The sequence below is a fragment of the Aliivibrio sp. EL58 genome, from assembly GCF_900312675.1.
In the GTDB taxonomy this organism is placed as follows: Bacteria; Pseudomonadota; Gammaproteobacteria; order Enterobacterales; family Vibrionaceae; genus Aliivibrio.
This window is the reverse complement of record NZ_OMPC01000001.1, coordinates 714,475-740,812: the sequence shown is the minus strand read 5'-3', so window position 1 is coordinate 740,812 and position 26,338 is coordinate 714,475. Positions and strand designations below refer to the sequence as shown.

The window sequence follows — 26,338 nt, the reverse complement described above, 5'->3', positions numbered from 1 at the left end:
GATACCGCGCAAGTGAGAGCAATGCACAATAGCAGCAATGACCCACCCAAAATAATTCGTTTTACCCTCATTTTTCCTCAAAACATTCACACTAGCGATCAATATTCACACGGTACATGAATATATTTTGCATAAAAATAAATCATTGTTAATTTTAATAACAGTATTAATAATGGTGCACTGTCTTTTAATTGATAATCTTGTTATCTAAAAATCTAGACACGACAGGCACAAAAAAGCCAGCTACATGAGCTGGCTTCTGTTTATCTTTTTTACCTAACCATTATTGCTGTGGTTGAGGCTTACGTGCTGGGCGTGGGCCTTGACGACGAGGCTTTGTGTTACTTGTTGATGATCCACCAGTCTTTGGCTTTCCACCACTAAAGTTGCTGCCATTTCCACGATTTTCACCGTTGCCTTTTGACTTTGGTTTTCCAGAGCTAGTTGGTTTGCCAGAACCTGTAGGCTTACCAATGATAGAACGTCTCTTATTATCCGCCCCACCTTCTTTTTTAGCGCCACCGTCTTTATTATCAGTATTACGACGTTGACCTGGCTTTGCACCTTGCTTATGACCATTACGGTTTTCGCCAGAACGTTGACCATCTTTATGTTCTACACGTGGTGCGTGTGTTTTCTTTGGTTTCTTAGCTTTAATAGGGCGAGTATCTAATCTAGATTCAGGCACTTTCATTTCAGGTTCAAAACCTTCAAGCGTATGACGAGGTAAAACTTTTTGAATTAAACGCTCAATAGCGAATAACTCTTTAGCTTCATCTTCACTCACAAAAGAAACCGCTTTACCCGTTGCACCAGCACGACCAGTACGGCCAATACGGTGAACGTAATCTTCAGGCACTTTTGGTAAATCAACGTTAATAACTTGAGGCAGTTGTTCGATATCTAAACCACGAGCAGCAATGTCTGTCGCAACTAATACACGAACTTGACCTGATTTGAAGTTAGCTAACGCTTTAGTACGTGCGCCTTGGCTCTTATTACCATGAATAGCAGCCGCGCTAACGCCTTTCTCTTCAAGTGTTTTTGCTAAACGGTTTGCACCATGTTTAGTCTTACTGAACACCAATACTTGCTTCCAGTCATTATCTTTAATTAGCTTAGTAAGCACACGTGCTTTTTTCGTTTTATCTACAACGTATACTGATTGCTCAACGGTCTCAGCGGTTGTATTGCGTTGTGCAACTGAGATCTCAACAGGGTTATTCACTAAGCCTTTTGCTAACTGACGGATCTCATCAGAAAACGTTGCAGAGAAAAGTAGATTTTGGCGATTCTTAGGTAATTTATTTAAGATCTTTTTGATGTCATGAATAAAGCCCATATCTAACATACGGTCAGCTTCATCCAGAACTAGGATTTCTAGTTGGTCGAATTTAATCGCGTTTTGGTTAGCAAGATCTAATAAACGACCTGGCGTTGCAACCAATACATCAACACCCTTACGAAGACGCTGCATTTGTGGATTAGCTTTAACGCCACCAAAAACTACATCAGAAGTAAGAGGAAGGTTTACACTGTACTTTTCAACACTCTCATGAACTTGTGCTGCAAGCTCACGTGTTGGCGTTAATACCAATGCACGAACTTGATTAAACTTACGTGTAGGACCTTTTGATAAACGCTCAAGAAGAGGAAGAGTAAAGCCTGCTGTTTTACCTGTACCCGTTTGAGCTGCCGCCATAACATCCTTCCCTTCAATTACCGCAGGGATAGCTTGTAATTGGATTGGTGAAGGTGTGCTGTAACCTTGAGCTTCTACAGCTTTTAAAATAGGGGCAGATAAGCCCAGAGAGGTAAAACCCATACTAATATTTACTCTATAATGTTCATTAAGCGCAAAACTGCGAGCGCTGTAGGATACAGTAACTGAGAGATTACTCAATCTTTGATTACCATAACCCATAAAGTACCGTTATAAAAAAACCGAGCATAATAGCTCGGCCTTTTTAGTATTAATTGAAACGAATCAATTAATCTTCTAATTCCGCATTATGATAAACCTGTTGCACGTCATCACAATCGTCAAGTAGGTCTAAGAATTTTTGGAATTTCTCAGCGTCTTCGCCTGTAACCGCCATTGGGTTTTGAGGTACAAACGTAATTTCTTCCACATCTACAACTAGATCTGGGAATTCAGCAGCCAGTGCTGTTTTCACTTTAAAGAACTCAGTGTTTGGTGCGAATACTGTGATCACGCCATCTTCAAGTTCGATATCAGTCACGTCAGCATCTTGCATCATAAGCGCTTCAAGTACAGCTTCTTCGTCGTCGCCTTTAAACTGGAATACAGCTTGGTGATCGAACATGTGAGCACTTGTGCCTGGGCTACCAATTTTAGCGCCAGTCTTAACGAAACATTGACGAACGTCTTGGAAAGTACGGTTACCATTATCTGTTAAACAGTCAACGATTACGCTTGCGCCGCCTGGAGCAAAACCTTCATAACGAGCGTGTTGGTAATCTTCACCACCGCCGCCATTTGCTTTGTCGATTGCTTTATCAATAATGTGTGTAGGAACCTGATCTTTTTTCGCTTTCGAAATAAGATGTTTTAGAGACAAGTTCATGTCTGGATCAGGACCGCCATTCTTAGCACACATGTAAATTTCTTTACCGTATTTAGAATAAACTTTGATTTTTGCGCCTTGTGTTTTAGCCATTGAAGACTTGCGCACTTCAAAACTTCTTCCCATCGGAATTCTCTCTTTGTTGTTTATGGACTTAAAAAGTATCGGCAGATTCTACCAAATTACTGAGGCTGTAGGCTAGTAAAGATCAAGGAACCTTACGCTACGCCCATTTTTGATTTATATTTTTCGATAGATTGCTGAAAAAACAGGCGTTCTGTCTCATCTTCAAGCTTTTCTGCTTCAACAATCCAAAGGTCTGGGCCTGCTTTTGCATTTTTTACCTTCCAAACAAAGAACGCTGCTTGTTTATCAAGTTCGATTTCATTTTTTTCTTTTGGGGGTAATAGTGACAAGTTTTTCATAACAAGCTCATTTAATTAATCACATCTTATAATAGCCACAAAGTGTAATGCTTCATCGCTATATTATCTACCTCTAAAACTGCAGGGGACTTTTCTTACCGGCAACAAAAATGCGCCGTAATAGACGCATTAATAATAAAACACTGAAGGTATGAAGGTAGAACTTAAACGTTAATGGATAAGACCTAAGTCTCTGGCTTCTGAAAGCGTAAGACCACTTTCTCTGATTTCTCGCATTGCTTCAATACGACGACGTGCTTCTGTTCTCTTTTGACATTGCGTAATATCTGTAACTACTTCATCGGCAATTTCATACTTGCCTTTAATGTCGGTGATTTCACCGTGATCAATAGAATTAATAGACATAATAACCTCCTAAATCCATACTCTTCAGGTGTATATTTAGCAAAGCCGATTACGGTTGTTAAACCAATTTATCCCATAATGTGACCTGAGTAATATTTGTGATTTTTTTTCTAAAAAACACTATCTTTAATTATATCAGTTGAACTACATTTAAGGTTCTACCCTAGAGAAAAGTCATTGCGCAACATCACTTTTTATCCCTCTATTTTCTCACGACTTTCTTTTTCTTCTATTTGGTTTTTATTATTCGAGATATCTCACTATCTGAGTTATCCTAGTGCATATATTGATAAAAATAATGATACCTATGACCATCAACGCTATCGACATCACAGTCCTGACTGAATCATCGTCTACAGAATCTCTGCTAACATCAGCCTCATCAAATACCGCTTCTGGCATCACTTGTGAGAACTGCCAGGCGTGCTGCTGTAAATTAGAAGTGATGATCATTACCGACACTGGCGTACCAGAAGAGTATATTGATCATGATGATTGGGGAGGCGAGGTTATGTTACGCCTAGATGATGGCTGGTGTGCTGCAGTTGATCGCGAAACACTAATGTGTACTATTTATGAAAACCGACCGTGGATCTGCCGTGAGTTTGAAATGGCCTCTTACGAATGCGAAGAAGAGCGCAAAGAACAGGGCATCGATAAATAGACACCCCCAAAACTTGCTAGCCTATATAAAATCTATAATGTTTCTAAATAGGTTAAATACAAACGCGCATCAAACTCTAACTGGTGGTAGTCCGGCTCCATATGGCAACATAAGGCATAAAATGCTTTGTTATGTGCCTTCTCTTTAATATGAGCTAACTCATGCACCACCAGCATACGAAGCAATGGCTCAGGCGCTTTACGAAAGACACTCGATATACGTATCTCATTTTTTGCTTTTAACTTATTGCCATGTATACGTGACACGAACGTATGTAAACCCAGCGCATTATTTACAATATGAATTTTAGGGTCATACACCACCTTACTTAATGGTGAAGACTTTTTGATGTACTTATTTTTCAATGCTTGAGTGTAATCAAACAATGCCTTTTCAGAAGTAATATCATGCATTGTTGGGTATTTATTCTTCACCCACTCCGCTAATTTACCATTCGCAACCATCGGCTCAACTTGTGCCAAGATATGCTCAGGATAGCCTTTTAAATAACGTAACTTAGTCATGCTTTATACTCATGATCTCATTTTACTCATAATGCGCTATTGTACCCTACTTTCTTTATCGCTACTCTACCCTCTCTTCTTTCTTCACTTTTCTATTTTACCCTAAGAGATTTTATGAACTTTCGTCACTTACTCTCTAACACCATCAAGCAAATAAAAACGGCAATTGGTGAAGTCATCGAGTTTCAATCACGCATCTGGGTAATCAATATCCATGAAGGTACGCTAAACGATGAATCCTTCATTATTAATGAAGATAACTTCCAAGAACCAATGCAGTGGATGGTAAAAAGGCAGTATAGCCCTGAAATGATTGAAAAAGTCGATGCGATGAAACGATCCCAAATAGTGGTACTGATACTTAATAATGTAGAGCATCGATTAATACGAGTAAAATAAAAAAGGCCCTTATTTCTAAAGGCCTTTTAACGCAGCATATTTTGGTCGTATTAGATTGCTTTCAAAGATTTATTACTTTTGGTCATTCTATCAAACAGATTATTTTTTCGAACATAATGATGGTAGCAAGCCGCTATAATATGAATTATCACACTACATGCTAACGCAATACACCCCACCCGATGAACCATAAAAAAGAATTGATTAATCACGAGTTCTTCGACCATGTTATCTATACTAAATAGCCAGAAAAATTGATACGGGCTTTCTAGCATCAGATAACCAGAAATAAAAACAATGAACATTAAAAAGTACAATAGAGCATGCATAAAGTGCGCAATATTTGCTTCTGTCATATTATTGTGTTTGACCGCCTTAACCGCAGGACGGAAATAAGACCAAAGCCAGCGAACAATAAACAAAATGGTTCCCACCGTTGCTAGTGACATATTCATAATTGATAGCGTATAAAACAGTTCTTTATTGCTATTAATGACTAAATGCATAACATAGCCTGCGATGGTGGCGTAAATAATAATAACAGCCATAACCCAATGCAATATTTGACTAAAACGATCATAAGAAGTTTGTAAATTCATATAAACTCTTTAAAAAATTGGCCATATTAAAAATATACGGCCAATGATGATATCAATTTTAGTTAGATCTTATCCCATGCCATTGTCCAGTGAGAACCCACCGCTGGAGAATATTGAGTTGCCACGTCTGACCATTGTGAACAGTAACCAGAATATGGGAATGGTTTACATTGGTAGATAGCGCCATCTTCCGCTAACACTTTTGTTCCTGCTGTGTAATTTTTCACATTCTCAGGGAACACGAAATCATAATCACCCGCTGGTGGTGGAGTTTGCTCTTCCATCAAATGGAAATCAGATGTGGTTTGTTCAATTAACTCGCCCTCTGTATTTTTGATGCGAGAAACAAGCATATGATGACCTTTTTCTGATTTAGATAATGTCATTAATACTGACTTAGTATCACCATCTTTTAGATCAACAACCGCGTTCGATAATGCTTCTTTTGCATGGTTATAAACCGTCAGTTCTACATTCATATCACCCACAGCATATAGATTAAGATCTAATTCTGTCGCTGTATCACCAATGGTATACATAGACTCTAGACCTTGAATATCTAACTCATACGTTGGCTCTGGCGTTTCAATTTGGTAACCAATCTCAACACTCTTTAGGCCACTTCCTGCTTTTAAATACACAGGGTTTGAACCAAATACAGGTACAAATTCACCTTTATCGTTTAGCTGACCAGCACCAATATTAGTTTGCTCTTGGTTCACCTTAGTTGCTAATGCATGCGTCCAGTTATTTGCTTGACCTTGAGTTGCATTTTCAATCGTTACGCTTGTCGATAAAGCGCTGTTTTCGCCCGATGCATCAAATACACGAGTAAACACACGGTCGCCCACATTTAGATCACGCGTAGGATTAATTTGACCACCTTGAGTCCAAGTTGGGTCAACCACACCGCCATCACCTTCAAATTTCACATCAATTACGTTATAGAATGCCGCTGCAGTATCGCCCACATCCCAAACAGCAAGGATCACTTGATAACCTTTACGCTCAGGAACCACACACTCATGAGAGAATGTTTGTGGGTATAGCGGCGGTTTTGCCATGTTGTAATCAAGTTCACAGAACGGCGTCAAGTCAAAAGAGTCACGCGTTAATACTGAATTTTGATTCCAGTTCTGTTTTGTCATGTAGTACTTCCACGTTTTTGTTACGTGGTTAGCTGTGAACGTCCATTCAAACGTTTGTGCACCTGCAGTAATTGGACGCTTTACCCAACGATCAGACGTTTGTTCATTTAGCTCAGAGAACTGAACCAAGCCTGCTCCTGCGATTTGACCATCTGCTGGGCCATTTTCAGGAAAGCCTTCAGGGCCTTCAACACTTTGAGGCTCCCATTGCACAGAGCCACAATTTGTATTTTTTTCTTGAGTATCAGAGGTTGGAAACTTACACAGTGCCGCACGAGAACCAGCAATACCACCATTTGTTTCAGATACATAACCATGGGCTGAAGCACCCGTACTTGCAGCCATTAACGACAACGCTAAGGCCATTTTTTTTGAGCATTTGTTCATAATATTTCCTTTTAGTATTATTGTTTTTTCTCGCAAAAATTTAGTCGATAATAAGAATATAAACGACTGATATTGCTACTAATTGGAAGTCAAATCACAAAACAAAATAGCCATACAAACCTCGTTACAATTTGTTCATACACCCATTCATAAAACTCTATTACTTATTTTATAAATCACGAATTTGAAATAAACATCGTCTATATATTTATCCAAATGAAACCAAAGCAAGGTGTAAATTCACATAAAAACAACGTAATTATTAGATGAATCAGTTAATTAATACAGTAAATCCCCTCCTTAATATATGCATTAAATGCATTTTAAAAATGAAAAGCATTCATTTTACTCATATAGCTCTTAGGAATAAGATCATTTCCAGACAAAAAACGGCTTGTTATTTATTTCTTAAAATATCATGCCCGATTAAAAATAATTAAAGATAGGTAAGCATTATGACTATTCCAACTACTGGTATGATAGAAGCATGGCACGGTTTTAATAACGGTGAATGGCAAAAGAATGTTAACACTCGTGATTTTATTCAAACCAACTACACTCCTTATGAAGGTGATGAATCTTTTCTTGCTGAGGTAACCGAGTCAACAACCTCTCTTTGGAACAATGTATTAGAAGGCATTAAACAAGAGAGCCGAACTCATGCTCCTGTTGATTTTGATACCAGCTTACCTTCAACCATCATTTCTCATGACGCGGGTTACATTAATAAAGATCTCGAAAAAATCGTCGGTCTACAAACAGATAAACCACTAAAACGATCTATTATCGCTAATGGTGGTATTCGTATGGTGAAAAGTTCATGTGAAGTTTACGGTCGTGAATTAGATCCAAGCGTAGAAAAAATATTCACGGAATATCGCAAAACACACAACAAAGCATGCTTTGATCTTTACACTAAAGACATCCTTGCATGCCGTAAGTCAGGCATTATCACAGGGCTTCCAGATGCTTATGGCCGCGGCCGTATCATTGGTGACTACCGTCGTTTAGCGCTTTACGGCATTGATTTCTTAAAAGCTGACAAAAAAGAGCAATACAACTCAACTCAAGCCTTCCTTGAACAAGGTCAAGATCTTGAAAAAACAATGCGCCTTCGTGAAGAATTAGCAGACCAAATTCAAGCCTTAGAAGACATTCTTCAGATGGGCCTAAAATACGGTATTGATATGTCTTTACCGGCTAAAACAGCCCAAGAAGCGATTCAATTTACCTACTTTGGTTATCTTGCTGCGGTTAAATCACAAAATGGGGCAGCAATGTCACTAGGCCGCACGTCTACCTTTATTGATGTCTATGTAGAGCGTGATATTGCCAATGGATTGATCACTGAAGAACAAGCGCAAGAAATGGTTGATCACTTCATCATGAAATTGCGTATGGTTCGCTTCCTACGTACACCAGAATACGATTCACTGTTCTCTGGCGACCCAATTTGGGCCACAGAAGCAATGGCAGGTATGGGGGTTGATGGCCGTACATTAGTAACGAAAACCACATTCCGTTACCTACATACACTACACACAATGGGCCCAGCACCAGAGCCAAACATGACCATTCTTTGGTCAGAACAACTGCCTATCGCCTTTAAAAAATACGCAGCAAAAGTGTCTATTGATACCTCATCAGTTCAGTATGAAAACGACGATTTAATGCGTCCAGATTTCGATAACGATGATTACGCTATTGCATGTTGTGTCAGCCCGCAAGTAGTGGGTAAACACATGCAATTCTTTGGCGCTCGTGCCAACCTTGCTAAAGCATTGCTTTATACCATCAATGGCGGTGTCGATGAAAAATCAAAATCACAAGTTGGACCAAAAGTAGACAAAGTAACCGATGAGGTTCTTGACTTTGATAACTTAATGCCACGTTTTGATTCAATGCTAGATTGGTTAGCGACCCAATACGTAACTGCATTAAACATCATTCATTACTCACATGACCGTTATAGCTACGAAGCGTCACTAATGGCATTAATGGATCGCGATGTGCGCCGCACTATGGCTTGTGGTATTGCTGGTCTATCAGTGGTTGCTGACTCATTAGCAGCGATTAAATTTGCGAAAGTAACACCAGTTCGTGACGAAGACGGCGTAGCCATCGATTTTAACATCGAAGGGGATTACCCTAAATTCGGTAACAACGATGACCGTGTTGATGACATTGCTTGTGATCTTGTTGAACGCTTCATGAAAAAAATTCAAAAAATGAGCATGTACCGAGAAGCCATTCCAACACAATCGATTCTTACCATCACCTCAAACGTTGTGTACGGTAAGAAAACAGGTAACACTCCGGATGGTCGCCGTGCTGGTATGCCTTTTGGACCTGGTGCAAACCCAATGCACGGTCGTGATGAGAACGGTGCTGTCGCGTCACTAACATCAGTATCTAAACTGCCGTTTGCTTATGCTAAAGATGGTATTTCTTACACCTTCTCAATCGTACCAAGTGCATTAGGTAAAGATGACGAAGCACAAAAACAAAACCTTGCTGCTCTTATGGATGGTTACTTCCACCACGAAGCTGCAAATGTTAATGACGGGGTTGAAGGTGGCCAACATCTTAATGTTAACGTGCTAAACCGCGATACATTATTAGATGCAGTTGATCACCCAGAAAAATACCCACAATTAACCATTCGTGTATCAGGTTATGCAGTGCGTTTTAACTCACTGACTCGTGAACAACAGCAAGACGTGATTACCCGTACATTTACAAACCACATGTAAAACAGAGTTACTGTTTTTATGAATTAAAACCAACGTTCATTATTTATGATGACGTTGGTTTTTTTTGATTTAACCTACTGTAAATTGATAAAAACACCACGCCACACAGCCCCAAAAAACCTCTCAAATCAGTACCATTTCCGCAAATAACAATTAACACAAAAACAACAACTTTAGATGAAAATCTGTTTAAAAAGTGAGTCCCCGCATAGTTATGAAAACAGTAAAACGATCAAAACGACAATCTTAATAACCTTTTATTTACTCAGGTTAATATTCTGTAACAATGACGCCCAAGTTAGTCTGAAATTCATCGTTAGAATGGAGCTCGTCATGCACAAAAATGAAATAGATAAAAATGAACACATCCCATTACCCACAAATACCAAGGAATGGTTCTTAAGTAGAAACAGTTTTATTATCCTCGCCGATATTGTTCTTTTTGCTTTAATGTATAAATTTTTACCGTTTGAGCAAAATGTCGTTCTTGGCTTAAGTATCTTAGTTTTTGTTGCCATCTTATGGTTAACTGAAGCACTGCACGTCAGTATTACCGCATTACTTGTTCCCCTACTTGCCGTTGCTTTTGGGATCTTTGATACATCAAAAGCCCTGAGTAATTTTTCAAATCCAATCATCTTCTTATTTTTAGGTGGCTTTGCTCTAGCTGCTGCTCTACATCGACAAGAACTTGATAAAGTCATCGCCGATAAAGTACTGGTCTTAGCCAACGGCAAAATGAGTACTGCGGTTTATATGCTATTTGGTGTCACTGCTGGTTTATCAATGTGGATAAGTAACACCGCCACCACAGCCATGATGTTGCCATTAGTATTGGGCGTACTAAGTAAAGTAAACTCAAAAACCGGTCATAACACTTACGTATTTGTGCTTTTAGGTATCGCTTATTGTGCAAGTATTGGTGGTATATCCACTATCGTAGGTAGCCCACCAAATGCAATTGCAGCGGCTGAAGTCGGGTTAAGCTTTACAGAATGGATGGCATTTGGGGTCCCTGTAACCTTAATTCTATTGCCTGTTACCGTTGCTCTATTGTATGTAATGCTAAAACCAAATCTAAATGAAGTATTCGAACTAAACCATGAACCTGTAACTTGGGATAAAGGTAAAATCGTTACCCTTATGATCTTTGGTCTTACCGTTACGCTATGGATATTCAGTAAACCAATCAATGCCATGCTAGGTGGTTTCTCGAAATTCGATACCTTAGTCGCACTAATGGCTATCGTCTTACTTGGATTCTCTCGAGTCGTGCATTGGAAAGACGTTGAAAAAACCACAGACTGGGGCGTTCTACTGTTATTTGGCGGTGGTATTTGTTTAAGTAACATCTTAAAAGCGACAGGAACAAGTAGCTTCTTAGCGCACAGCCTAAGTGATATTTTATCGCAAGCTGGGATCTTATTTACCATTTTAACTGTTGCGGCGTTCGTTGTGTTCTTAACCGAATTTGCCAGTAATACCGCCAGTGCTGCACTGCTTATTCCTGTGTTTGCCAGTGTTGCCGAAGTACTTGGGATCTCGCCTGTGGTGCTTTCAGCCATGATAGCTATCTCAGCCTCTTGTGCCTTTATGCTACCCGTTGCTACACCACCAAATGCCATTGTGTTTGGCTCGGGTCATATAAAACAATCTGAGATGATGCGCGTTGGTGTTTATCTAAACCTAGTGTGTATTGTTATCTTAACGGCATTTGCTTCTATCTTCTGGGCATAACCTAGACCGCGCTTAATTAAGAACCACTACATAAACAACATGACCTTGGCCTTTATCGCCAAGGTCATTTTTTTATCATACTTCTAATAAAAATAACGATTACTTAATCCTCTTTGACATTTTTTTTACATTAAGCCTCTTATACTGAACTCAATCTCATATAGGAGCCGACATCATGAAAAAACCACTTCTTGCTCTATTTATTGCTGCTTCACTTTCTGCCTTTGGCACCTCTTCTACAGCAGCTGAAACATCCATTGATATCGTAAGTAATACCGCGACAAACATCGAAGGTCACCAAAACTTTCGTGGCGCAGAGCTTATTGTAGAAGGGCAAGAAAATTGGTATCGAGAACTACGTTTAGATAGCTGGGTTGAGATGGGGGTAACAGAGTCTGAAATTGCAGCGGTGCTTACTCGCATTGATGCAGGCAAAAAACTGCGCGATGCAACTAATGAAAACACACAAGGCCACTGGACGTTTGAGTTTGCAAAAGAAGCCGAACGCTTTAACCTACAAGCCAAGCAAGTAACAGGCATAGCCGCTGCCGCTTTATATCAAAAAGCATCAACGTTTTGGTTAATCGCAAGCTACCCGAACCTGCACCAAGCTAACGAACTTACTGCACTAAACAAATCGGTTGATGCGTATATACAAGCAGCTACATTACGTCGCGAGAATGTAGAAAAGGTAAAATTACCATTAGCAGATAAATCAATCTCACCAGCATACATCACTGGCATCCTTCACCTTCCAAAAGGGACGAAAAAAGCCCCTGTTGTATTATGGACAGGCGGCGTAGATAAAGCATTAGTTGAACATCATAGCTCTCTTATTGACACCGTAAACAACGGCACAGCAGTACTAACGTTTGATATGCCAGGTGCAGGCTTAAACAACAACATCATATTAGAACTAGGTAAAGAGACCGAAGCACACGATGCCGCTCTTGCGTTCGTAAAAAATGACGATCGTATCGACAACACACGCATTGCTGTTCTGTCACAATCTGGCGCTGGTATTCCATTAATGGAATTTGCGATAGATAACCCAGAGCTAAAAGCCATTGTTGCTCGTTGTGCCGTTGTGGATGGCGTATTAACCAAGCCTTTCTTATTCCCTAAACTGCCACTAATGACCTCACAATCTTTTGGTCAACGTATTGGTGCAGACATCACTAAACTGGATTCATTTGGTGAGCTGACGGTTCCACTGTCTTTAAAAACTAAAGGTTACTTTGATGGCAAACCACGCATGAACACCCCACTGCTAGTGATCAACACATCAGGTGATATGGTTGCTTCAGCAGAAGACATGCAAAAAACAGCGGCGCTATCAACACAAGGTGTGGTTGAGTTTTATGGTGAGGAAGGACACTGCCCAGAAGGCCAAGAAGCTGCAGATTCAATCACTAACTTTATTAATGATCGCATCTAATTCACGATTTTTAGTCATACCGTAAACATTAATGGCCGCGCTTCTCACTTATACTGCCTTAGTGAGAGTCGCGGCCATTTCTCATTTCAAACCCTAAGCTTCACGCCAAAACTCATCGTTAGGATCGCTCTCTACACACCATGTATTATCTCGACGCGCCGCCAAATACCATTGCAACCCATCAAATAGCGCAAACGCCGTTGGTCCGCCCAAGTGCTCAAACGCATCAAAAAAAGCATCTTCTTGCTCAATTAAGCACTCTAATGTGGTGCATGAATGGGTAATCGCCCACTCAATTGCCTCTGGCTGAGCCGTCGCTTCATTCATAACAACAGCAACAAGAGGAAGAACAACACTTGATTTCTCAGCCTCATTTAACGCACGAAGATCGTCTTTATCTTGCTCTTGGTTTTTTATCTCATCAATAATTGACAAACGCTCTCGATAAGAGACATCACGATTTAGCTCAGCAATACGCAGCGCATAAGCAAAACGCTCAGAACCAACAATCTCGATTAAGGTTTCTAGCAACACCAGATCCAACGACATCGCTTTTACATGATACTCAATACAAGTCTGAATACTTAAATAACGCACACCGTTAAATTCATAACCATAACTTTCATCAAACCCATCTAAAGGCTCGCCATTCACCATTAAATCCCAACCAATATACTCAACACGCTCTTTCGCAATTTCATACATCGGCCATGCACTTTTACCAAAGCCTTCTAGTATCGCCCCATGAAATTCAGAAGCTTCGAGCTCTTCTTTAGTCCATTGCAAGCCAATACCCAAATGCTTAGCGTACTTATTCATTAATGCGTGTTTGATTTGATCACGAAACGACCAGATAGATTCAGATACCCCAGCCGATGGCAGCGCCAAACACTCTTTGCATGCGGGCAATTCAATCGGTTGATGAGCAATTTTACTTACTTGATGTGATGATTTAGGAAAAGAGAGGAGATCGAACGAAGGCTCACCACAAAACCAGCAGGTGTGTCTGAGGTTAAAAGGAATATCGATAAGTGAATAGTGAGACATTAGGGCTTCCGATCTAAAAAAGAAAGCCCTAGTTTAACTGATACTGCGTATTAAGAAATTACTCTTTTTCCCTTAATATGCGAAATGTGTGTATTGCCATAGGAATGATAACAACAGCTAATCCTGTAATTAAAAAACCCATAAATATCATGAATGTGCTTTGTCCACCCATATTAAACATACCCTTATCTTATTACTAATTAAGCCAATATCACCTAGTCCAGCCGTGCTTATATGCATCTTTTTGCTGAAATTTTACTTAAAAGAGTGTATCTCAAGTTGTTATAGGGCGAATTATGCTTTATTTATTGTTTAATGGAAACGTTTTATTCACAAACTCATGATCTAGGTTCATAAATACAAATATAATTTAACTTATTGATATAACACATAGTTAATTCAAATACAGACTATAAAGTCTTAAGAGTGATACACTTATACATCGCTTTCATTGCTCTTTTATCCTCGTTCACAATTTCTTTTATTGCAGTTTGTCACCTTTATAAAAGCTTTTATTCTAGTTACCTCTAAAAATAAGGTTACAAGGATGTCACATGATATTCATATTAAGCACTCGACAAATCAAGAATACTATTCCAAATAGTCAATACTCAAATGAGCCAGGGGATGCGCACTATCTTATGCTACCCAACAACGCCACCACTCCCGACCCAAACACCCATCAATTAACGCAAGAGCAGTGGATAAAGAAGTTAACCCAAGACGCCACAACAGGACATCACCCTAACGAGCACCCACTCGCCCAATTTAAAACCGGTAATATTCTGTTCTTTGCTCATGGGTACAACAACAGCCAAGAAGAAGTCATTGCACGCCATAAATTGTTAGATACCCACTTAAAACAACACGGATTCACAGGCACCATTGTGAGTTTTGATTGGCCTTGTGCAACTTATACGCTCAACTACCTTGAAGACAGAATGGACGCCTACCAAAGTGCACTAAAATTAGTGACTGCGGGTATTACTCCACTGGCGATAAATCAACTTAAAGAGCACGAGAACCAGTGTGATATTGATGTGCATTTACTTGGCCACTCAACAGGGGCTTATGTCATACGAGAAGCCTTTTACCAAGCCAGTAAAAACCGGACCCTACAGCGCATTCACTGGAACGTTGGCCAGATCTGCTTTATAGGTGCCGATATTGCCAGACAATCATTACACCAAGATGACAACAAATCTAACCCATTATTTTCTCAAGCCGCGCGCATTACCAACTACCAAAGCCCATTTGATAGCGCTTTAAAAATCTCAAACATAAAACGCGCAGGCCTAGCCCCACGTTGCGGACGCGTAGGTTTACCAGAGGATGCACCAAGCAATGTTGTTAACGTGAACTGTGGCGCTCACTGGCAGCAATTAACCGAGCCAAATAAAGACCAAACTATTGGGAACTGGACTCACTCATGGCACTTTCACTGCAGCCACTTTGCCGAAGATTTGGCGCACACCCTACAAGGCGATATTGATAGGTTAGCCATACCAACCAGAGAACGAGTGGATGGAGAATTGCGATTAAAGGTAAAGAAAGCCGATATACCAAAGAAGGAGACACGTAGGATTAAAGAGTGGGAGTGAGCACAGTAAATAGCTAATTATTTCATTACAAAAGAAAAGCTTGGTATGATTTGAGGAAAATAATCCATATGGTTAAACGTCATGGCTACTCGAAATTATTACAGTAACAACGCAGATGCTTTTTTTAATAATACGATTGATGTAAATGTTGAATCTCTCTACCAAGAATTCATACCTTACTTACCAGCCAATGCAAAAATTATTGATGCAGGGTGTGGCTCTGGCCGTGACACTCTGCATTTCTCAAATCAAGGTCATGATGTTATCGCTTTTGATGCAAGTAAAGAACTAATCACTCTTGCAGAAAAGTATACTAATCACCCTATTCAGCATTCCACTTTTTTAAGTTTTACTACTGAGCATAATAGCCAAGATGGTATTTGGGCTTGCGCTTCATTACTTCACGTACCAATGAATGAGCTAGTAGCAACACTCCTTCATTTAAGTCAATTTCTTAAAACCGGTGGTATTTTCTATTGCTCATTCAAATATGGGAATGCTGAAGTAGAACGTAATGGACGTCGTTTTACTAACTTAAATGAAATACTATTAAACCAATTACTGTCTACGCTGCCTCTTTCAATTCAAAAGACATGGATTACAGAAGACTTGCGACCAGATAGAGCCGATGAAAAATGGTTAAATGTAGTTTTATTTAAATTATAATCCTTTAAATAAAGTCATTCGATGGTGCTTTAAATATTTCTCATGTTCTCTATTTACATGAAAGGACATTCCATCAGTAATGCCTAATACTTCTGGCTTCTCTAATTGTTTCGATACCATGACTTTTCCTGAATTCTCAAAAGAAATAAACCCAAGATCAAACGCTTTGTCTAAGTTTGCAAGTAATAATAAACCATTAAATTTATCTAATCGCTCATCATTATTAGCATCTCGCCAAGGTTTAATGTGCGATGCAACTAACATCTGTGTATTTTTATATCCAGTTACCGAGCATCCCTTCCACATTTCAATAAGTTGCTTTCTAAAGGTTCCCTGTCCCATTCTGGTATTAATCATTATCGATTTTTCAGTTTGGCTTAGTTTTTTATCTTGAAAAATATCTTGGATATCAGCTTTTACATCTATTTGAGATAAATCAGCAAGAAATCGCTGATATGAGTTTAATGCAGCACTATACATACTGTTTCCTCTAGCATTAAATTCTTTGAATTTCTCAAGAGAGCGAGCTCTTTCTGAAAGACGACAAAACTCTCGAAAAGACTTCACTTCTGTTAATGGCGCATCTATAAGATTCTCTTGTACCATCCAGTTGGAAATAGAGCCTCGAATCGCGTGAGAATAATTTTTAGCTGTTTTTTCTGATTTACCAATATCAATAAGCCATTGAATATAAAGATCGGTTAGATCAGATAAATTCTCGACTAATGCATCTTTAAAGTCATTAACCACTATTGAACTTTTTAAGTAATCAAAAAGCTCACAATCCAAATAAGCATAATCAACCGCTTTGTTTGAATACCCTTTAATAAGAGAAGCATCAATACCCTCTTGATAACTTAAATGCCAAAAACCTTCACTTTTTAAATGATAAAAAGGATTTTCTGGAGTATCTCTATCCTGACCTTGCTTACGCTCATTAAAAAAATAAGTGAAGCGCTCTTTCAAAGTCACATCGAGTTTAATCTTATTTTCATAAATATATCCTGCCTGTATTAAATCCATAACAGCAAGTAACATGCATACTTTATGAGGACTTTTCTTCCCCTTACAACTATTCATGTTTAAATTACGGAACTTGTCTACATAATACTCAACAGACATACATCACCTTAATAAACTAAAATCAAACGGTATAGACAGTCAATAAAGATACAACAACACGGTGCACAAAGCATTATAAAGTACTATTTTCTAATAAAAAATATCCACTTAGACTCTATATAAATATATTTAAATCAAAGTTTTACTTTAGTTAGTCATCCCTCACAAATTTTAATCGAATATAACCCTATAATTTAGCCAAAATTATTGTCTTGAGTAGTACATGGCTGAGTTAATACCTACATTAAACACCTGCTTATCAAAAATGACATCAGGTGAAAAACGTTTTGCTCAACGTCTAGAAAGCTTATTAGAAGATGATTATGTTTGCTGGTATGACATTCCTGTAGGTCGTCTGCGTCGCTATCCAGACTTTATAATTCTTCATCCTGCTCGTGGATTACTATTTCTTGAAGTAAAAGACTGGAAACTTGATACAATCAAAAATATTGATGCCGCTCGAGTTGAATTACTGACCCCTAAAGGAATTGAAACAACCAGTAACCCTATTGAACAAGTTCGTCAATGCAGTTATCAGGTTATCGATAAGCTCAAACGAGATAAATTACTTATCAATCAAGAAGGGAAATACAAAGGCAATTTATGCGTTCCTTATGGCTATGGTGTTGTGCTAACCAATATTTCTCGAGCGCAATTAGATAGAGCTATTCCCTTAGAAGCCCAAGACTCAATACTCCCTCATCATCTGGTAATCTGCAAAGATGAAATGGTAAGTACAATAGATCCTGAGCATTTTCAATCTAAGCTGTGGCATATGTTTAATTATCAGTTTGGAAACAAATTAACATTGCCTCAAATTGACCGTATTCGTTGGCATCTTTTCCCTGAAATTCGTATTTCAACCTCTGAACAACAAACTCTATTACCTTTAGATAATGACGACGAATCAGTAAATACCAATGCCCATATCCCTGACATTATAAAAATCATGGATATTCAACAGGAGCAATTAGCTCGAAGTTTAGGTGACGGACATCGTGTAATCCATGGTGTAGCAGGCTCTGGAAAAACACTCATCTTAGGCTATCGCTGTTTACATTTGGCTGAACAGCTAAAAAAACCAATTCTAGTTCTTTGTTTTAATATTACGTTAGCTGCAAGATTACGCAGTTTTATTGATGATAAAGGCATTTCAGGACAAGTTCAGGTTTATCATTTTCACGACTGGTGCGGTCAACAAATTAAAACCTATCATTTAGACGTAATAAAAGGTGAAGCGCCTTACTGGGAGCGACAAGTAGAAACCGTTATTAGTGGTGTGGAAAAAGGAGATATTCCAAAAGGACAATACGGTGCATTATTAATTGATGAGGGCCATGATTTTGAAGCTGAATGGCTGACATTAATTACTCAAATGATCGATCCAGATACCAACTCTCTATTACTTCTTTATGATGATGCTCAATCAATCTATAAAAAGAAAAATAACTTAGATTTTAGCTTAGCAAGTGTTGGTATTCAGGCTCAAGGTCGAACAACTGTACTACGTTTAAATTATCGTAATACAAGAGAGATCCTGTCTTTCTCATATAATTTTGCTAAGCAATATTTTGAAAATTCAGACGCTAAGGAAATCCCATTAATTCACCCAGAATCTGCTGGTATTACTGGTACTCATCCTGTTGTTAAAAAGTTTTCAACAATGGAGCAAGAAGTTGAATATGCAATAAAATGTTTATTACATTGGCAAAAAAATGGTTATGCGTGGAGTGATATTGCCATTATCTACCCTTGTAAGCATATTGGAACAAAAGTGTCTGAAGCATTAAAAGCTAAAAATATTCCTTATATTTTACTCGCTAAATCTGAGTATAAGAAAAAATATAACCCAAGCACAAATGTTGTTAATGTCCTGCCAATCCCAAGTAGTAAAGGGCTAGAGTTTAAAACTGTTGTCATTCTAAACTCATCAAATATCCCTAAAAAAAGCAGTGATAGATCAGAAGATATTCGTCGTCTATACGTGGGTATGACCCGCGCAACTCATAATTTATTAGCCACTTATCATAAAGAAAATGAGTTAAGTGAAAGCCTTGAGGCTGCCGCTACTATAAATACCTAACCCATAGTTCTGATTGTGACCCGTAGAGACAAGACACAGCGAAGGTGGGCTATAAAGACGTGGATGAAGAGTTTGTTGATAACGATGCGTTCTATGCCGGCATTGCGATTCGTTTTAAATAATGGGCAATAAGCAGATATGACGATCTTGATGACTAAGAAATGGGGCTCATTGTCTTAATCATCAAGCGTTAGGCGATGTTGTTTAAATTACGCTGTTGGTCCATGTAGACTTTTAATCGGTTCACTCTTGATTCGATTTCTTGCTCTCTTAATTCTCCGCGCTTCATAGCGAAATTAATGGCTTTTTGGTCGTACACACCTTCGTTCTGCATTTTCATGTTACTAATGCTGTTTTTTAACTCTTCTTGGCTTCTATCTCTTTCAATAGATTCGGTTTGAATTTTACCAATTGCTTCTACTTTCATAACGTCTCTGAACCCCTACCTGCTTTTTTATAAATTTAGTTCTAAGCGCTATGTTGGTCAAGCAATAGTGAAGCAACTTTCACAACTTTATGGCATAGATCAGTTCTTCGTGTTCTATCTCTTATATCTATCACGCTTATCCTGCCCTTTTTTGCTTTTTAACTATACTGATGGCGGGATTGAAAGATTAAAAAGGATTTGTATGAACTACCATCATATTCAGGTTGAGCAAGACAATAATATTCTAATTGTTCGTTTGCACCGCCCTGAAAAGTTAAACGCGATAAATTACCCTATGTTTGATGAGTTAATTGATGTTAGCCGCAAGGTTAAGCATGATCGCGCTATTCGAGCGGTTATACTTACTGGCAGTGGCGATAATTTTAGCTCTGGTTTGGATTTTAATTCGATCATTAAACAGAAATCTCATGCCATTAAGTTGCTGTTAAAGATCTGGCCGGGTAATGCTAATAAGGCGCAACAAGTAAGTGCTAATTGGCGTGGGCTTTCAGTGCCTGTGATTGCGGCGATTGATGGTTATTGTTGGGGAGCGGGGCTTCAAATTGCACTTGGGGCTGATTTTAGAATCGCCTCTTCTCGCGCTAACTTGTCGATTATGGAGTCGAAAATGGGGTTAACGTCTGATATGGCAGGGTCTTTAACGCTTAGAGAAATCATGCCTAAAGATCAGGCGATGAAGATAAGTATGTGTGCGACTCAATTAGATGCAAAAACAGCACTGCAATATGGGTTAATTACCGAGATACATGAACAGCCCTTAGAGGCGGCGATTGAGTTAGGCCAACAGCTTTCTCGTACTTCTCCTGATGCAATAGCGGCGACTAAGCATATTTATAACCGCTATTGGACGGCGCCTAAATGGAAGCTTCTGGCTTATGAGAGTTATAGCCAAGTGCGTATTTTGGTGGGTAAGAATTTTATGCAGGCGCAATATGCATTAAAGAAAAAAGCGCTGCCTATGTTTAAAAATAGACAACGCTTTTGGTGAGTTAACTGGCTGAGTTTATGGCTTAGTCGATAACATTTCGTCTAAGCCACCACCATTATGAACTTGGGTGAAACCTGCTTGTTTTAAGTAACTCATGGCTTGTCCTGAGCGATTTCCACTGCGGCAATACACCACAATTGGCGTGTCTTTATCCATATTGGCAAAGGCGGTATCCACGGTATTTAATGGCAAGTTTGCGGCGTCGGTTAGGTGTCCTTGGCTAAATTCACCTGGGGTGCGAACATCTATTAATAATGCGCCTTGCTCGACAAGATCCCACGCTTGTTCACTGCGCTCTGATGCCCAGCTATTAAAAGATAGCATTGCGAATAGTAGACATAATCCAGCTTTAATTTTCATTTATTGTCCTTTTAAAATGCTCAGTAAAATTTGTCCTTATTTTAATCTGGATTGCGCGTTTTCACATAGGTTGTTGATCGTATTTATAGGCTAGATCAAAAAAGCCAGCGTATTCACTTTAATAAGGAAATAACACTGGCTTTCTTTTCTATCTACTTTGTTACATGTCGCTAACTGTCTTTAGCGCTTATGCATTGGCTGTTTCAACTTGCTCGGTTGTTTCACCACGGATAATTCGCGTTAGCTTAGGTGCGATTAGTAATGTGATCACAGCAACAGCTGCGGTTGCATACCCAATTTTACCAAAAACATCGCTGTAAATAGCCAGAGTTTGGTTGGCATCGGTTAAACCTGCTGGTGCTGTTGTTAATGTTGCTACCCAACCTGCAATAACTGCGGCAGTTGCTGAGGTTAAGAACCACATACCCATTGCAAAACCCATCATGCGTTGTGGTACAAGCTGTGCCACCATCGCAAGACCTAAACCAGACACAAGAAGCTCACCTAATGATTGGAAAGCATAACAAACCACAAGCCAGTTAGAGCTCATGATGCCCTCTGCATTGGCAAAGCTTGCACCAAACTTTAGCACTAAGAAAGATAACGCACACAGCACCATACCAAAGGCAAACTTGTACGGCATGGCAAAGCGCTCACCTAAGTTGTTATAAGCAACCGCTAAGATTGGGCTCGCTATCATGATCCAAAATGGATTCAATGCTTGGAACTGCTCAGGCGCAACTGAAATACCAAATAAGTTATGCTCGATATTATGGATTGCAAAGAAGTTCAATGAGGTTGGCATTTGGAAGTAAAGCACAAAGAACACCACGCCTTGTAGCATTAGTGCAAACGCTACGAGCATTTTTGCACGCTCTAGCCCTTGGATTTTGAATGCTTCTTTCATATAAAGAACAACAATCGTTACGCCTACCACCACTAAAATAGCGTGGGCATAGAATAGGTGTTGCAATAATATTGAACATAGAAAGCTTAATGCCACCGCGCCAATAACAACGCCTAAATAACGCGTTTTATTTAGAGGAATAAGATCAGGATCTGAACCAACACCTTTTACCATGCGAGAGCACATTAAGAAGTTTATAACGGTAATGATAAGACCAACCGCACTCACACTAAATGCCATGCCATAGCCAAACTGACTCGCTATCCATGGCGTTAATAACATTGAGAAGAATGAACCAAGGTTGATAGCCATATAGTACATAGTGAATGCACCATCTAAACGCTTATCATCTTGGTCATATACTTTAGCAAGTAAGCTTGATGGGTTGGCTTTAAACAGACCATTACCCATAGTAATAAAGCCCATTGCAACGTAGATAAGGCCTGAGCCACCAATGTTCCCTGCCGATGCCGAAACACCTAATAGTGCGTAACCAATGGTTAATATTAGCGCGCCAAGAGTGATGGTGCGTTTGGTGCCGATGACTTTATCTCCGACCCAACCGCCTATCGCTACCGAGCCAAAAATAAGTGCTGAGAATGCCCCAAAGAGTACAAATGATTCTGACTCTGACATTCCTAAAATTTTAACAAGATAAACGGCGAGAATGGCTTGCATACCATAGAAGCCAAAACGCTCCCAAAACTCGATTGAGAAGATTAAATAAAACTGCTTAGGCTGCTTGAATACATTCAAGTTAGACATAAATAAATCCCTGTATGTTGTGATTAGCTATTTTTCTTATGCATTTTTACGCATTACACAACCAACTTACTTATTTAACATTTACTTATCACTAGCCAGAAATGGGATCTCAATTATCATTTATGGAAAATGAATTAAAACTTCATAAGATCATAGGGTTACAATAAATTACCAAATGAAACATTTTGAAACATTTATTACTGACACTATGATGACAAATTGAATGCGTTATTAGGGAAGGAAATAAATACTGCTCTAGATAAGTATTTAATCTTAAAAGAAGTTTTAAATGAGGTAACAGCAGAGGTGATTCTCTGCTGTTGTTTTAGGGATTCGTTTATATGAAGTGGAAGTTACATTGCTGCTTGTTTACGGTGTTTGAAATCGACAAGCAGACCTAATACAAACACACCGATAGTCACAAATAAGATACTTTGAAATACGTGGTGATATTGCGTTGCTGAGACAATCAGATCTAATGCATCTGCGTTCGCACTTGTGTCTGTTGAAGTGAACTGAGCAATATCTGCCGCTAAGTAGTTCGCCACAGAGCCTCCTGCAAGCATATAGATACCCGCTAATGTACCTGTTGCGCCTTGTGGGTTTAAGCGAGTAATGGCAGCAAGTGCGACTGGGTCAATAAACAGCTCAGCAACACCAATACACAATAAGCCAACCATTAACCAAACGAAGGTTGTCTCACCGCTTGCCATCGCTAGTTTTGATGACAAGGTAATCAAGCTAAAGCCTGCGGTTAACAGTAAAAGACCGATATTCAATTTGGTCAGTGTTCTTACTGAGATACTTTTTGAATCTAATATTTTCCATAACCATGCTACAGCTGCACCACCAACAATAACCGCAACAGGGTTAATGGCTTGGAAGAACGCGGTTGGAATGGTAAAGCCGCCAATATTGGTGTTGATGTTGCGCTCAATGAACAAGCTAATTGAGCTGCCGCCTTGTTGATCAAATGCCCAAAACACGGTACCAAAGAGCATGAAGTACATAATTGAGTTTAGCTTTTGGCGATCTTCTGCATCACTTTTACGATATAAGTTGATGATGTGAACCACTGAGATGAAACAAATCACAAATAAGATGTAACCTGCCCATAAGTTTTCAAGTACAAATACTAAGCCTAATGTCGCCACAGCAATAGCGATAATCAGTAGAGACCAATGAGGGATCCCCGCACTCTTTTGTTGCAGTGCAGTGAAGTTCGGCTGGCTTACATGAGCAAAGTTTTTACGACCTGAGATAAATACCCCCAAGCCAATAAGCATTCCTACCCCTGCCAATGAAAAGCCGATGTGCCATCCCCATTTCATGGCTGCAAAACCACATAAGATAGGTGCAATCATTGAGCCGATGTTGCCACCAATATAAGAGATAGAGAAGCCAGCTTCACGTCCGTGCTCTTGCTCTTTAGTTTGGTATAACTCGCCTAACAAACAGCTTGAGTTGGTTTTAAAGAAACCGTAGCCACAGATAATCAATGAAAGTGCTACATAGAGTGTGGTGTGATCGCTACTTGGAATACTGAGAACAAAGTGCCCCCCAACCATCAATAAGCCACCTAAGATCACTGACCAATAGTTACCTAAATATTTATCCGCTAGATAACCACCAATGATTGGCGTCACGTATACCAGTGAGGTATAGGCTCCATATAAGGCGTAAGCATGTTGATCTGACATTAATAGCTTTTCGGTTAAGAAAAGGATCAATAAAGAGCGCATGCCGTAATAGCTGAAAAACTCCCACATTTGAATCGCAATAATGTGGAATAGCCCTTTAGGTTGTTTGATCGTGTTCATCTGCTGTCCCATGATGGTTTCATCGAATAAGTATCACTATTATCTACTGGTACTTATTCACTAATATTGGCTAAACATACACAGCAACGATAAAAACACCAAGAAATTTGCGGCAAATCCCGTGTAACATAAGTTTTCAAAAATGAAGGTAAGAAAACAGACTGATTTTGACAATAACTCAGCTCAGTCTCATTGCTAAAAATAGCGCTTTTTTTTGCCTTTTTAGCGACTGATATGCCCACTTCTTAATATAGATTAAGGTTTTGCTCTTTTCTTAGCGCTACTATTGCCGCCCTTTTATCCCAACGACATGACAGAACACTTCTAGAGGATTGCACTTGAGCACTTTGTTTACACAAACCCAGATTGGCAACATGACACTAAAGAACCGCTTTGTTCGAAGTGCAACGTGGGAAAATATGGCAACTGAAGATGGCCATATGACAGACAAACTTTACGATATCTATGAAGAGCTAGCCCAAGGTGAAGTCGGCTTAATAGTGACAGGTTATGCAAATATCGTTGAGGAAGAAAAACCTAATGCAGGCATGATGGGCATGTACAACGACTCTTTTATTGCTGAATACCAAAAGCTGACTGAGTTAGTGCACAAGTATGATTCTAAGATTGCGATGCAACTGGCGTATGGTGGCACAAAAACCACGTATAACGTCGGCGAGCGTGTGATCTTTGCACCAAGTGACGTATGCGAAAGAGGCACGCAAACTCTTGGTAAAGCGATGACTAAAGATGAGATTGATTACATTGTTGATGCTTTTGCTCAAGCAAGCCGACGAGCACAAGAGTCTGGTTTTGATGGCGTTGAAATTCACGCGGCGCACACTTATTTAATCAATCAATTTTTAAGCCCATATTATAACCGTCGTGAAGATGAATACGGCGGTAGCTTAGAAAACCGCATGAGATTCTTAATTGAGATTTATGCCAAGATCAGAGAATTAGTGGGTAATGATTTCCCTATCTTAGTTAAGCTAACGGCCACGGAGTTTTTTGATGGCGGCTTAACCTTTGATGACACTCGCCTTATCTGTAAAAAACTGGAAGAGATTGGGGTTGATGCCATTATCGTTTCAGGCAATATTCACGGCAATGCGAGCACCATGATTGGCGAATCGTTCGATGGTTATACGCTGCAAGATGAAGGCTATTTCCGTGAGTATGGTGCGGTAATCAGTGAAGATATATCTATCCCTGTGATTACGGTGGGTGGTCTTAACGATATTGGTGCGATTGAAGCCATTGCAGAGAACACCAATATTCAATATTTTGCTTTATCACGCCCTTTGCTTGCTGAGCCTCAGTTAATTAAGCGCTGGAAAGAAGGCAGCAGAGCAGAAGTGGATTGCGAGCGTTGTTCTAAGTGTCGCACCAAACGCGGTAATTTCTGCGTGGTGTATAAAAAGAGAAAACCAAAGAAAGACCAAGCGTAAGATAGATTAATGGTTTAAATCGCCAAAACAAAAAAACGCCGCAGGTATTAAC

The 26,338-nt window shown here is 39.4% G+C and carries 23 protein-coding genes; 10 read left to right on the top strand and 13 right to left on the bottom strand.

Annotated features, from left to right (window positions below; genetic code table 11):
- Positions 1 to 283 precede the first annotated feature (283 nt).
- From ED622_RS03150 to ED622_RS03135, 4 genes are all read right to left on the bottom strand, one after another.
- On the bottom strand, positions 284 to 1,825 hold the full coding sequence (locus ED622_RS03150; protein WP_122032503.1) for a DEAD/DEAH box helicase: 1,542 nt from the start codon (positions 1,823 to 1,825) through the stop codon (positions 284 to 286).
- Between the two features lie 166 nt (positions 1,826 to 1,991).
- On the bottom strand, positions 1,992 to 2,714 hold the full coding sequence (locus ED622_RS03145) for a YebC/PmpR family DNA-binding transcriptional regulator (RefSeq protein ID WP_122032502.1): 723 nt from the start codon (positions 2,712 to 2,714) through the stop codon (positions 1,992 to 1,994).
- Positions 2,715 to 2,806: 92 nt separating this feature from the next.
- A complete protein-coding gene (locus ED622_RS03140; RefSeq protein ID WP_122032501.1) occupies positions 2,807 to 3,013 on the bottom strand; it encodes a DUF3283 family protein in 207 nt (68 codons plus the stop codon).
- A 171-nt stretch (positions 3,014 to 3,184) separates the two neighbouring features.
- Positions 3,185 to 3,379: a PA3496 family putative envelope integrity protein gene (locus ED622_RS03135; RefSeq protein WP_122032500.1), complete on the bottom strand. Its 195-nt coding sequence runs from the start codon at positions 3,377 to 3,379 to the stop codon at positions 3,185 to 3,187.
- 307 nt (positions 3,380 to 3,686) lie between these two features.
- Here ED622_RS03135 and ED622_RS03130 point away from each other — a divergent pair, with 307 nt between their 5' ends.
- Positions 3,687 to 4,043, top strand: coding sequence for a YkgJ family cysteine cluster protein (locus ED622_RS03130; protein ID WP_122032499.1), 357 nt, complete (start codon positions 3,687 to 3,689; stop codon positions 4,041 to 4,043).
- Between the two features lie 32 nt (positions 4,044 to 4,075).
- On the opposite strand, the gene ED622_RS03125 is transcribed toward ED622_RS03130, so the two are convergent.
- Positions 4,076 to 4,567: a M48 family metallopeptidase gene (locus ED622_RS03125; RefSeq protein WP_122032498.1), complete on the bottom strand. Its 492-nt coding sequence runs from the start codon at positions 4,565 to 4,567 to the stop codon at positions 4,076 to 4,078.
- A 114-nt stretch (positions 4,568 to 4,681) separates the two neighbouring features.
- Here ED622_RS03125 and ED622_RS03120 point away from each other — a divergent pair, with 114 nt between their 5' ends.
- Positions 4,682 to 4,966 carry a hypothetical protein gene (locus tag ED622_RS03120; RefSeq protein WP_122032497.1) on the top strand — a complete coding sequence of 95 codons (285 nt, stop codon included), beginning with the start codon at positions 4,682 to 4,684 and terminating at the stop codon, positions 4,964 to 4,966.
- Positions 4,967 to 5,016: 50 nt separating this feature from the next.
- On the opposite strand, the gene ED622_RS03115 is transcribed toward ED622_RS03120, so the two are convergent.
- Complete coding sequence (locus ED622_RS03115) at positions 5,017 to 5,565, bottom strand: cytochrome b (RefSeq protein WP_122032496.1); 549 nt, start codon at positions 5,563 to 5,565, stop codon at positions 5,017 to 5,019.
- 62 nt (positions 5,566 to 5,627) lie between these two features.
- Positions 5,628 to 7,100 carry an N-acetylglucosamine-binding protein GbpA gene (gbpA, locus tag ED622_RS03110; RefSeq protein WP_122032495.1) on the bottom strand — a complete coding sequence of 491 codons (1,473 nt, stop codon included), beginning with the start codon at positions 7,098 to 7,100 and terminating at the stop codon, positions 5,628 to 5,630.
- A gap of 455 nt (positions 7,101 to 7,555) precedes the next feature.
- Between gbpA and pflB the strand changes: the two genes are divergently transcribed.
- From pflB to ED622_RS03095, 3 genes are all read left to right on the top strand, one after another.
- On the top strand, positions 7,556 to 9,853 hold the full coding sequence (gene pflB / locus ED622_RS03105; RefSeq protein ID WP_122032494.1) for a formate C-acetyltransferase: 2,298 nt from the start codon (positions 7,556 to 7,558) through the stop codon (positions 9,851 to 9,853).
- A 348-nt stretch (positions 9,854 to 10,201) separates the two neighbouring features.
- Positions 10,202 to 11,590 carry a DASS family sodium-coupled anion symporter gene (locus tag ED622_RS03100; protein WP_122032834.1) on the top strand — a complete coding sequence of 463 codons (1,389 nt, stop codon included), beginning with the start codon at positions 10,202 to 10,204 and terminating at the stop codon, positions 11,588 to 11,590.
- Between the two features lie 175 nt (positions 11,591 to 11,765).
- The gene (locus ED622_RS03095; protein ID WP_122032493.1) at positions 11,766 to 13,028 is read left to right on the top strand and encodes an alpha/beta hydrolase; all 1,263 of its coding nucleotides are present in this window, start codon (positions 11,766 to 11,768) and stop codon (positions 13,026 to 13,028) included.
- Positions 13,029 to 13,121: 93 nt separating this feature from the next.
- Here ED622_RS03095 and ED622_RS03090 read toward each other — a convergent pair whose 3' ends face one another.
- The gene (locus ED622_RS03090) at positions 13,122 to 14,075 is read right to left on the bottom strand and encodes a hypothetical protein (RefSeq protein ID WP_122032492.1); all 954 of its coding nucleotides are present in this window, start codon (positions 14,073 to 14,075) and stop codon (positions 13,122 to 13,124) included.
- Positions 14,076 to 14,629: 554 nt separating this feature from the next.
- Between ED622_RS03090 and ED622_RS03085 the strand changes: the two genes are divergently transcribed.
- Complete coding sequence (locus ED622_RS03085; RefSeq protein WP_122032491.1) at positions 14,630 to 15,676, top strand: alpha/beta hydrolase; 1,047 nt, start codon at positions 14,630 to 14,632, stop codon at positions 15,674 to 15,676.
- 81 nt (positions 15,677 to 15,757) lie between these two features.
- On the top strand, positions 15,758 to 16,342 hold the full coding sequence (locus tag ED622_RS03080; RefSeq protein WP_122032490.1) for a bifunctional 2-polyprenyl-6-hydroxyphenol methylase/3-demethylubiquinol 3-O-methyltransferase UbiG: 585 nt from the start codon (positions 15,758 to 15,760) through the stop codon (positions 16,340 to 16,342).
- Here the strand turns inward: ED622_RS03080 and ED622_RS03075 are convergent.
- Entirely contained in the window at positions 16,337 to 17,464 is a 1,128-nt protein-coding gene (locus tag ED622_RS03075) for an HNH endonuclease (RefSeq protein WP_122032489.1), read from the bottom strand. The two genes, ED622_RS03080 and ED622_RS03075, sit on opposite strands and share 6 nt — an antisense overlap.
- 223 nt (positions 17,465 to 17,687) lie before the next feature.
- Between ED622_RS03075 and ED622_RS03070 the strand changes: the two genes are divergently transcribed.
- Complete coding sequence (locus ED622_RS03070; protein ID WP_122032488.1) at positions 17,688 to 19,547, top strand: nuclease-related domain-containing DEAD/DEAH box helicase; 1,860 nt, start codon at positions 17,688 to 17,690, stop codon at positions 19,545 to 19,547.
- Positions 19,548 to 19,737: 190 nt separating this feature from the next.
- On the opposite strand, the gene ED622_RS03065 is transcribed toward ED622_RS03070, so the two are convergent.
- A complete protein-coding gene (locus ED622_RS03065; protein ID WP_122032487.1) occupies positions 19,738 to 19,974 on the bottom strand; it encodes a hypothetical protein in 237 nt (78 codons plus the stop codon).
- A gap of 202 nt (positions 19,975 to 20,176) precedes the next feature.
- Here ED622_RS03065 and ED622_RS03060 point away from each other — a divergent pair, with 202 nt between their 5' ends.
- Positions 20,177 to 20,983, top strand: a complete 807-nt coding sequence (locus ED622_RS03060; protein ID WP_122032486.1) for a crotonase/enoyl-CoA hydratase family protein — start codon at positions 20,177 to 20,179, stop codon at positions 20,981 to 20,983.
- 15 nt (positions 20,984 to 20,998) lie between these two features.
- Here the strand turns inward: ED622_RS03060 and ED622_RS03055 are convergent, their stop codons facing one another.
- The 3 genes from ED622_RS03055 to ED622_RS03045 all read right to left on the bottom strand — a co-directional run bounded on the left by ED622_RS03055 (position 20,999) and on the right by ED622_RS03045 (position 24,835).
- A complete protein-coding gene (locus ED622_RS03055; protein WP_122032485.1) occupies positions 20,999 to 21,343 on the bottom strand; it encodes a rhodanese-like domain-containing protein in 345 nt (114 codons plus the stop codon).
- 187 nt (positions 21,344 to 21,530) lie between these two features.
- Positions 21,531 to 23,015, bottom strand: coding sequence for a dipeptide/tripeptide permease DtpA (gene dtpA, locus ED622_RS03050; RefSeq protein WP_122032484.1), 1,485 nt, complete (start codon positions 23,013 to 23,015; stop codon positions 21,531 to 21,533).
- Between the two features lie 353 nt (positions 23,016 to 23,368).
- A complete protein-coding gene (locus ED622_RS03045) occupies positions 23,369 to 24,835 on the bottom strand; it encodes a peptide MFS transporter (protein WP_122032483.1) in 1,467 nt (488 codons plus the stop codon).
- A gap of 338 nt (positions 24,836 to 25,173) precedes the next feature.
- Between ED622_RS03045 and ED622_RS03040 the strand changes: the two genes are divergently transcribed.
- Positions 25,174 to 26,286 (top strand): NADH:flavin oxidoreductase, encoded by a 1,113-nt coding sequence (locus ED622_RS03040; protein WP_122032482.1) that lies wholly within the window; start codon positions 25,174 to 25,176, stop codon positions 26,284 to 26,286.
- The last annotated feature ends 52 nt before the right edge of the window (positions 26,287 to 26,338 follow it).

What these genes read in the sequence shown, in the direction of transcription:
- dtpA (WP_122032484.1), bottom strand. Translation starts at nt 23,015, where the DNA reads ATGTCTAACTTGAATGTATTCAAGCAGCCTAAGCAGTTTTATTTAATC.
- ED622_RS03135 (WP_122032500.1), bottom strand. Translation starts at nt 3,379, where the DNA reads ATGTCTATTAATTCTATTGATCACGGTGAAATCACCGACATTAAAGGC.
- ED622_RS03095 (WP_122032493.1), top strand. Translation starts at nt 11,766, where the DNA reads ATGAAAAAACCACTTCTTGCTCTATTTATTGCTGCTTCACTTTCTGCC.
- gbpA (WP_122032495.1), bottom strand. Translation starts at nt 7,100, where the DNA reads ATGAACAAATGCTCAAAAAAAATGGCCTTAGCGTTGTCGTTAATGGCT.
- ED622_RS03060 (WP_122032486.1), top strand. Translation starts at nt 20,177, where the DNA reads ATGAACTACCATCATATTCAGGTTGAGCAAGACAATAATATTCTAATT.
- ED622_RS03045 (WP_122032483.1), bottom strand. Translation starts at nt 24,835, where the DNA reads ATGAACACGATCAAACAACCTAAAGGGCTATTCCACATTATTGCGATT.
- ED622_RS03150 (WP_122032503.1), bottom strand. Translation starts at nt 1,825, where the DNA reads ATGGGTTTTACCTCTCTGGGCTTATCTGCCCCTATTTTAAAAGCTGTA.
- ED622_RS03080 (WP_122032490.1), top strand. Translation starts at nt 15,758, where the DNA reads ATGGCTACTCGAAATTATTACAGTAACAACGCAGATGCTTTTTTTAAT.
- ED622_RS03085 (WP_122032491.1), top strand. Translation starts at nt 14,630, where the DNA reads ATGATATTCATATTAAGCACTCGACAAATCAAGAATACTATTCCAAAT.
- ED622_RS03145 (WP_122032502.1), bottom strand. Translation starts at nt 2,714, where the DNA reads ATGGGAAGAAGTTTTGAAGTGCGCAAGTCTTCAATGGCTAAAACACAA.
- ED622_RS03120 (WP_122032497.1), top strand. Translation starts at nt 4,682, where the DNA reads ATGAACTTTCGTCACTTACTCTCTAACACCATCAAGCAAATAAAAACG.
- ED622_RS03065 (WP_122032487.1), bottom strand. Translation starts at nt 19,974, where the DNA reads ATGAAAGTAGAAGCAATTGGTAAAATTCAAACCGAATCTATTGAAAGA.
- pflB (WP_122032494.1), top strand. Translation starts at nt 7,556, where the DNA reads ATGACTATTCCAACTACTGGTATGATAGAAGCATGGCACGGTTTTAAT.
- ED622_RS03075 (WP_122032489.1), bottom strand. Translation starts at nt 17,464, where the DNA reads ATGTCTGTTGAGTATTATGTAGACAAGTTCCGTAATTTAAACATGAAT.
- ED622_RS03090 (WP_122032492.1), bottom strand. Translation starts at nt 14,075, where the DNA reads ATGTCTCACTATTCACTTATCGATATTCCTTTTAACCTCAGACACACC.
- ED622_RS03130 (WP_122032499.1), top strand. Translation starts at nt 3,687, where the DNA reads ATGACCATCAACGCTATCGACATCACAGTCCTGACTGAATCATCGTCT.
- ED622_RS03070 (WP_122032488.1), top strand. Translation starts at nt 17,688, where the DNA reads ATGGCTGAGTTAATACCTACATTAAACACCTGCTTATCAAAAATGACA.
- ED622_RS03115 (WP_122032496.1), bottom strand. Translation starts at nt 5,565, where the DNA reads ATGAATTTACAAACTTCTTATGATCGTTTTAGTCAAATATTGCATTGG.
- ED622_RS03125 (WP_122032498.1), bottom strand. Translation starts at nt 4,567, where the DNA reads ATGACTAAGTTACGTTATTTAAAAGGCTATCCTGAGCATATCTTGGCA.
- ED622_RS03140 (WP_122032501.1), bottom strand. Translation starts at nt 3,013, where the DNA reads ATGAAAAACTTGTCACTATTACCCCCAAAAGAAAAAAATGAAATCGAA.
- ED622_RS03055 (WP_122032485.1), bottom strand. Translation starts at nt 21,343, where the DNA reads ATGAAAATTAAAGCTGGATTATGTCTACTATTCGCAATGCTATCTTTT.